The 7,518-nt window shown below is 67.2% G+C and carries 5 protein-coding genes; 1 reads left to right on the top strand and 4 read right to left on the bottom strand.

Features of this window, described 5'->3' with window-relative positions; translation table 11 throughout:
* Nucleotides 1–43: 43 nt before the first annotated feature.
* The 3 genes from Q7P21_RS17695 to Q7P21_RS17685 form a co-directional block, all read right to left on the bottom strand.
* Nucleotides 44–796 carry an ABC transporter ATP-binding protein gene (locus Q7P21_RS17695; protein ID WP_304178138.1) on the bottom strand — a complete coding sequence of 251 codons (753 nt, stop codon included), beginning with the start codon at nucleotides 794–796 and terminating at the stop codon, nucleotides 44–46.
* Between the two features lie 238 nt (nucleotides 797–1,034).
* Nucleotides 1,035–2,039 carry an ABC transporter substrate-binding protein gene (locus Q7P21_RS17690; RefSeq protein ID WP_304164046.1) on the bottom strand — a complete coding sequence of 335 codons (1,005 nt, stop codon included), beginning with the start codon at nucleotides 2,037–2,039 and terminating at the stop codon, nucleotides 1,035–1,037.
* Nucleotides 2,040–2,544: 505 nt separating this feature from the next.
* Complete coding sequence (locus Q7P21_RS17685) at nucleotides 2,545–4,344, bottom strand: ABC-F family ATP-binding cassette domain-containing protein (protein WP_304164048.1); 1,800 nt, start codon at nucleotides 4,342–4,344, stop codon at nucleotides 2,545–2,547.
* Between the two features lie 284 nt (nucleotides 4,345–4,628).
* On the opposite strand from Q7P21_RS17685, the gene Q7P21_RS17680 reads away from it, so the two are divergent.
* Nucleotides 4,629–5,975, top strand: a complete 1,347-nt coding sequence (locus Q7P21_RS17680; RefSeq protein WP_304178137.1) for a hypothetical protein — start codon at nucleotides 4,629–4,631, stop codon at nucleotides 5,973–5,975.
* A 42-nt stretch (nucleotides 5,976–6,017) separates the two neighbouring features.
* On the opposite strand, the gene Q7P21_RS17675 is transcribed toward Q7P21_RS17680, so the two are convergent.
* Nucleotides 6,018–7,518, bottom strand: a 1,501-nt coding sequence (locus Q7P21_RS17675; RefSeq protein ID WP_304178136.1) for a penicillin-binding transpeptidase domain-containing protein, incomplete at its 5' end; no start/stop codon positions are given.

Below are 7,518 nucleotides of genomic sequence, written 5' to 3'. Positions count from 1 at the left end.
AGCGCGATCAGGGCGAAGGGGGCGAGGGCCTCGGCGATCCGGTTCATGCCGCCATCTCCGCGCCCTGGGCGAGCAGCTGGGATACGGCCTCGGAGGCCTCGCGGAACACCTCGGTGGCGCGGAAGCCGGGCGGGCGGGGCAGGGGCGCCTCGACCCGCACCTCGCCGGCGATGCGGCCGGGACCCCGGGTGATCACCACCACCCGGTCGGCCATATAGGCGGCCTCCTCGACATTGTGGGTTACGAAGACGATGGCCGGCCGGGTCTGGGCCCACAGCTTCAGCACGTCGTCGGCCAGGGTGCGGCGGGTGATCTCGTCCAAAGCCGCGAAGGGCTCGTCGAGCAGCAGCAGGCGGGGCTCGGTGACCAGGGCGCGGGCCAGGGACGCGCGCATGGCCATGCCGCCGGAGAGCTGGGCGGGACGGGCGTCTTCGGCGCCGGCCAGGCCCACGCGGGCCAGGGCCGCGCCGGCCTTCTCGCGAGCCAGCTTGCGGGGCGTTCCCGACAGTTCGAGGGGCAGGGCGACATTCTCGCGGGCGGTGAGCCAGGGGGCGAGCGTCGGGGCCTGGAACACCACCGAGGTCTCGCCGCGCCCGGCGGCGCGCGTAACCGTCCCCCGGGTCGGCTGCTCAAGGCCGGCCAGCAGGCGCAGCGCCGTGGACTTGCCGCAGCCGGAGGGGCCCACCAGGGCGGTGATCTGCCCGGCGCCCAGGCTGAGGTTGAAGGGTCCGAGCGCGCGGCCGCGCTTGGGATAGTCGACCTCGACAGCGGAGAGTTCAGCGACCGGGTTCATGATTTTCCGCCCCCGTTTGCGGGGGAGGGGGATCGGCGCTCACGCCCCCTCGACGCGACAAGCGGTCCACGTGACCGCATCTTCGCAATCCTCAACTTACGCCCCCTGCCAGATCCGCCGCGGGTCGCAATATAGCGCCGGCCGTCGCGGGTGCGTCCCGATCGACAGTGGACGCCTGCATTGGATGGACCGTGGGACTTCGGGAGGCAAGTCCTCCCCCGTAAACGAGGGAGGATTTAGATTACTTCACCGCCGGGGTGACGAACTCCAGGCTGTAGGCCTTCTTGTAGTCGAGGGTCTTGGGATAGACGCCCTGGCTGGAGGCCACGTTGAAGAACTCGGCCCAGCGGGCGTCGGTCATGGCGCCGATGCCCATGGCCTTGGCGTCGCCGCCGTCGATGATGCCGTAGGACCGCATCTTGTCGCGGGCCTGGTCGAGGACGTCCTGGGTCATTTCCGGATTGTCCTTGCGGATCAGGGCGTCGGCCGCCTTGGGGTCGGCGTAGAGATAGTCATGCCAGCCCTTGGCGCTGGCCTCGACGAAGGCGCGCACGGCGGCGGGGTTCTTGTCGATCAGGGTCTGGGGAACCAGGATCATGGTCGCGTAGGAGGGATAGCCATTGTCGGCCAGCAGGAAGACCTTGGGCTTGAGCTTGGCTTCCTTCTCGATGGTGTAGGGCTCCGACGTCACATAGCCCTGCTGGGCCACCTTCTTGTCGGCCAGGAAGGGGGCGGAATTGAAGGTGTATTTGCGGATCTGGTCGTCGGTGAAGCCGTACTTGGACTTCAGCCAGACCCAGAAGGCGGTGACCGAGGCGTCGGACAGCAGGATCGGGTGGCCCTTCAGGTCGGCGATGCCGTTGATGCCCTGGTCGGGGTGGGCGATCAGCACCTGGGGGTCCTTCTGCATCATCGCCGCGACCGCCTTCACCGGCACGTCCTGCTGGGCGAGGTTCATGACCACGAAGCTGTTGGAGCCCATGCCGGCCTCGACCGCGCCGGAGGCCAGCAACTGGGGCACGTTCACCCCAGGCCCGCCCTGGACGATCTGCACGTTCAGGCCGCGCTTGGCGTATTCGCCGGTGGCCAGCGCTTCATAGAACCCGCCGTGCTCGGCCTGGGCCCGCCAGTCGGTGGCGAAACGGATGGTGACCTGGCCGGCGGGGGCCACTTCGGCCTTCTTCGGCGAACAGGCGGTGGCGAGAAGGGCTGCGGCCGCGACGGCGACAAGGCGCGAGAGCTTCATGACGGAATCCCAACTGAACAGCGTGGGACCCTAATGCGCTTTAGCCGGAAGGCAATCTGGGTAACGCGCCAAACCTGTCGCCCAAAGCAAGAGGGCGGCGCCCCGGTCACCCGAGACGTCGCCCTCTATTTCAGATCCGTTGGGGGATCTGGGCCGCAAGGTCGGTCCTGACTTCGTTCGCGGGTCGCCCCGCTGGTATCCGTCACCAACCGTTGTCCCCGTGAAGTCCTGGCCCCAGGTCGCCCCGGCGCTGGCCTTCCCGAGAACCTCCCGCTCGTCTCCCCGTCTGGTCCGCCGTTTCCGGCTTTCCGTCCGGGCCGCGCCGCGGTCCCTCTCGACGCCTTGACGTTCCCACTGAACCCGCTATGAAGCAACCGCCCGGACCTGCCCCGGTGTGGGAAAACCCATATCGATCAGTGGGTAAGCTGTGGACAAGGCGGGGATTTCCGCCAAGAATTCCAGGTAAATCAATCCTTAATTTTATCCACAGCTAAGGCGGCGCAGTTCAGCGCCCGGCCTCCAGGGCCTCGCGCCGCTCTTCCAGGGCCAGCCATTCCTCTTCCGAGGCGGACAATTCCTGGCGGGTCTTTTCCAGGGTCTGGTTGATGCGGTCGAAGCCGGCCCGGTCGCGGGCGTAGAGGGCGGGGTCGGCCAGGTCGACCTCCAGCTTGGCGATCCTGCCGGGCAGGGCGGCCAGGGCCGCCTCCAGCTCCTGCAGCCGGCGCTGGTCCTTGTAGGACAGCTTGGTCGGCTTGACGGCTTCGACCTTGACCGGCGCCGGCTTGGGCGCGGCGGCCGGGGCCGGGTCATCGATGGCGCGGAAATAGCCGGGGTTCTGGCGCAGGAAATCCTGCCAGCCGCCTGGGGTCTCGACCACGTCGCCCCGTCCGTTCAGCGCGATGGTCGAGCTGGCCAGCCGGTCGATGAAGTCGCGGTCGTGGCTGACCAGGATCAGGGTGCCCTCATAGTCGGCCAGTATGTCCTCGAGCAGGTCGAGGGTGTCCATGTCGAGATCGTTGGTCGGCTCGTCCAGCACCAGCAGATTGGCGGGCGTGGCCAGGGCGCGGGCCAGCAGCAGGCGATTGCGCTCCCCGCCCGACAGGCTGCGCACCGGCTGGCGGATCTGCTGGTCGGTGAACAGGAACTCCCGCGCATAGGCCGCCACATGCTTGGCCTGGCCGCGCACCATCACCTGGTCGCCGCCCATGGGGGTCAGCACGTCGCGCAGCATCATGTCGGGCTTCAGGTCGGCCCGGGCCTGGTCGATATAGGCGATCTCCAGATTGGCCCCGAGCTTCACCTCGCCGGTGTCCGACGCGATCTCGCCCAGCAGCAGCTTGACCAGGGTGGTCTTGCCCGCCCCGTTGGGGCCGACGATGGCGACGCGGTCGCCGCGCTGGATGCGGGTCGAGAACGGCTTGAACAGGGTCCGTTCGCCGAAGGTCTTGCTGACCCCCTTGGCCTCGACCACCCGCTGGCCGGACATGCCGGACGAGGCGATCGCCATGGTCAGGTCGCCGCGCACCTCGCGCAGGCGGGCCTGTTTCTGTTCGCGCAGATCCAGCAGGGCGCGGCGGCGGCCCTCGTTGCGGGCCCGGCGGCCGGTGACGCCACGGCGCAGCCAGTATTCTTCCTTCTCCAGCTGCTTATCCAGCCGGCGGCCTTCCTCGGCGTCCGCGGCGATGATCTGCTCGACCCAGGCGTCGAAGGCCTCGAACCCCTTATCGAGCCGGCGCACCTTGCGGTGCTCCAGCCAGAAGCAGCGGCCGGTGGTGCGCTCCAGAAAGGCGCGGTCGTGGCTGATGATCAGCATGGCCGCGCGGCAGGCGGCGATCTCGGTCTCCAGGGTCTCGATGGCCAGGATGTCGAGGTGGTTGGTGGGCTCGTCCAGCAGCAGGACGTCGGGGTCCTCGGCGAAGGCCCGCGCCAGGGCCACGCGGCGGATCTCGCCCCCCGACAGCCCCTGTGTGGACTTGGCCGGGTCGATGCCGAACAGGGCGAGCGTCGATTCCGCCTGATAGGGCTGGGCCCCGCCGGCGATGGCGTAGTCGAGCACCGTGGCCCCGGTGATGTCGGGTTCCTGGGGCACATAGGAGACGGTCGTGCCGGGGGTGACGACCCGCTCGCCCTCGTCGGCCTGCAGCCCGCCGGCCAGCACCTTCAGCAGGGTGGTCTTGCCCGCCCCGTTGCGCCCGACCAGGCAGGCGCGGCTGCGGGGTTCGAGCCCGAGATCGACGCCGTCGAACAGCATCTTGGGCCCGTCGGCGAGACGGACCTCCTTGAGGGCGAGGATGGGTGGCTTCATGTGGCGTCCGACATAGCGGCGCCCGGCCAGGGATCAAGTGCTTGAGCGCGAATGGGGCAAGTCTGCGTCCAAGGACTCGCGCTTCGGTCGGCGCTTGGGGGCGCTGATCATGACGTGATGTCCCACAGCTTCGAGTTGCGATATCAAGGCTACGATGGGGTGTAGGGGTGAAGACGGACATGCCGCTAAGCGTATGCATTCGGGCAAGACTGCCCACGTGGCTCGGGGTGTTGCTTGCCTTCCAGCTCGTGGCTCCGGCCCAGGCCGCCGCTGCGGAACGACCCATGGTCGTCGTGGCTTTTGACCGCAACATCTATGAAGCCCGCCCCGCTCAGTATCGACAATCTGGCCTCAGAGCACAGCTCGCTGAGGCGCTGGAGCCGTCCCGTGATGTCGACACCTCCAGCAACAGCGATATGACCACAGTCACAATTGTCGTTCGCAATCCGACTCAACATGCTGATTTAATTGACGCCGCTCGCCGCCTATTGGCCAAGCGGCCGCAGGTCATGGGGCAGATTGATACAACCCAGGCGTTTTTGATCAGCCACGTCGGAGGGTCATCTCAGTCGGGGTCTGGCCGGCGCGCGGCGACCTTAATCGCCGAACTTCGCGACGCCCCGTACATCAATTCCAAAGTCTCCGAGCGAGGACTTGAAGGGATTGTCACTGATCCGGCAAGACACCCGGACTTCCAAAAGTGGCTAGAGCAACGGGCTTCTGAAAGCCTCGACTTGGATCTGACCTGGACGCCCGCAGCGGTCATTCAGCTCAGCCTTCCCGACAATCAGATCGCCAAGCCGGGCGAACGCGGAGGGCTCGACGATTTCTGGAATCTTTCGGCGCCTCTTGTGGAAATGATTGATCTCGACGGCGGGCTCGCATTTCGCGCGATAGAATCGGAATTCAGCGCGGAGCGCGGCGAGCGGATACGCAAGGCATTGGCCGGTCGGTCTGACCTCAGCATCGAGACACGGCCCGACCAGTCGATGGTGATCCGCTTTCTGTCGCCGCCGCCCAGAGCGTCACTGCCGGATGAGGCTCGACTGCTTCGCGCCGTGCGAGCGCGTCTCGCAGGGGAAGGACTTCGCCCATTGAAAATCGAGCCGCTTGACGCGAAGCGTGCGCGGATCAAATTCGCGACTGACTCCGAAGCCCGGGCTTTCCGAACGGCGCTTGAGAATCCCTATGGATTTTCGGTGCGAGTGGTCGATGAGCCAATGGACACCTTTGGCCCATCGGAGAGCGCCACAGCTCCGTCGCCCGGTGATCTGCGCTTGCCGCTCCGAGAGGGCGGCTTTCTCTGGCTGAAGCCCGAAGCCGTGATCGCTGGTGACATGGTGCAGGACGCCGTTCCCTATTTCGATCGTTTCCAAAAGAGCTGGAGCATCCACTACGAGTTGACTGCTGAGGGCCAAGCGAACTTTGCGTCGGCGACCGATGTGAATATCCGACGCCGGCTGGCCTTCGTTCTCGACGGAGTCGTGATCGAAGCACCAGAAATCATAGGCATGATCCGGGGAGGCTCAGGTGAGCTTCCGTGCGAATGTTCAGAGGCGACCAACTCCGCGCGAGCGAAGTCGCTATTGCGCTACAAGGACGACCTGCCTCTGAGACTTGTCGCCGAATAGACAAGCCCGCCGTCCCCTAGGCCGGCGGTTGGCCCTTTGACCCTAGAACGGGATATCGTCCGCCGGCTTGTCGGGGGTCTTGGTCTCGACCGGGGCGTCGGGCAGGGCCGCCTGGGCGTCGCGGGCGGTGGCGGCGAAGTCGCCGGAGAGCTCCTCATAGAAGGCGTTGCGCGGGTCGGCCTCCATCTCCGGGACCGGGTCCGGCAACAGCCAGTCGAAGTCGCGGGCCGGCAGGTTCTCGTGCGCCACCATCATGAACCTGCGCCAGATCTCGGCCGAGACGATGCCGCCGGTGACCTTGTTCATCGGCTTCTCGTCGTCATTGCCCACCCAGACCCCGGCGACATAGTCGGGCGTGAAGCCGATGAACCAGGCGTCGCGCCAGTTCTGGCTGGTGCCGGTCTTGCCGGCGGCGGGGCGGCCGAAATTGGCGCGTGTGCCGGTGCCGCCCGAGATGACCTTCTTCATCATCTTGACCATCATGCTGGCCCTGGCGACGTCGTAAGCCGGCACGGGCGATGCGGTCAGGTGCTGGTAGACGGGCGCCCCGCCCACGGTCTTGATCTCGTCGACCATGTAGGGCGTGACCCGGTTGCCGCCGAGCTGGAACACCTGGAAGCCCGAGACCATCTCGATCAGCGGCACCTCATAGGCGCCCAGCGCGATCGACAGGTTGGGGTTGGAGGGGATGGTGGTCAGGCCGAAGCGCTTGGCCAGTTCGCCGATCGCCGGGCCGCCGGCCTCCTGGGCCAGCTTCACCGCCACGGTGTTGATCGACAGCATCAGGGCGGTCTCCACCGTCACCGCGCCGCGATAGCCGCCGCCGTAGTTCTCCGGCGCCCAGTCGCCGAACTTCACCGGCCCGTCGACGCGCACGTCGGTGGGCATGACGCCCTTTTCCAGGGCCGCGGCATAGACGAAGGGCTTGAAGCTGGATCCCGGCTGCCGGCGCGCCTGGACCGCGCGGTTGAAGACGCTCTGACTATAGTCGAGGCCGCCGACCATGGTGCGGATGGCGCCGTCCGAGGACATGGCCACCAGGGCGCCCTGGCTGGCCCCCGCCGCCGCGCCTGTCGTGCCCACCACCTGGCGCAGCACCTGGCCGCCGGCCAGCTGCAGCCGGGGATCGATGGTCAGGCGCACCATCAGGTCCGGCGAATTGGGGCCGACCAGCTTCAGGACCTCGGTGGTGGCGTAGTCGAGCGCATAGCCCATGTCCCCATCGTTGCCGAGGGCGGTGGGGCTGAGCCGGGGCGTGTCGGCGACCGCCGTCTCCATCTCCTCGGCGGTGATCCAGCCCTCCTGGCGCATGTTCTCCAGCACCAGCCGCTGGCGGGCGAGGGCGCCGACCATGTTGTGGTTCAGGGCCATGCGCGAGGGCGCCTTGGGCAGGCTGGCCAGCAGGGCCGCCTCGGCCAGGGTGAGCTGGCTGGCGGGCTTGCCGAAATAGGTGCGCGAGGCGCCGTCGATGCCATAGGTGCTGGCGCCGAAGAAGGTGCGGTTGATGTAGAGCTCAAGGACCTCGTCCTTGCTCAGCATCTTC

This window comes from Phenylobacterium aquaticum (genome assembly GCF_947378715.1).
Taxonomy (GTDB): domain Bacteria; phylum Pseudomonadota; class Alphaproteobacteria; order Caulobacterales; family Caulobacteraceae; genus Phenylobacterium; species Phenylobacterium aquaticum_A.
The sequence above is the reverse complement of the archived record's forward strand: the minus strand, read 5'-3'. Positions and strand labels throughout refer to the sequence as shown.

Coding starts and splice junctions, on each gene's coding strand:
- Q7P21_RS17690 (WP_304164046.1), bottom strand. CDS start 2,039: ATGAAGCTCTCGCGCCTTGTCGCCGTCGCGGCCGCAGCCCTTCTCGCC.
- Q7P21_RS17685 (WP_304164048.1), bottom strand. CDS start 4,344: ATGAAGCCACCCATCCTCGCCCTCAAGGAGGTCCGTCTCGCCGACGGG.
- Q7P21_RS17680 (WP_304178137.1), top strand. CDS start 4,629: ATGGTCGTCGTGGCTTTTGACCGCAACATCTATGAAGCCCGCCCCGCT.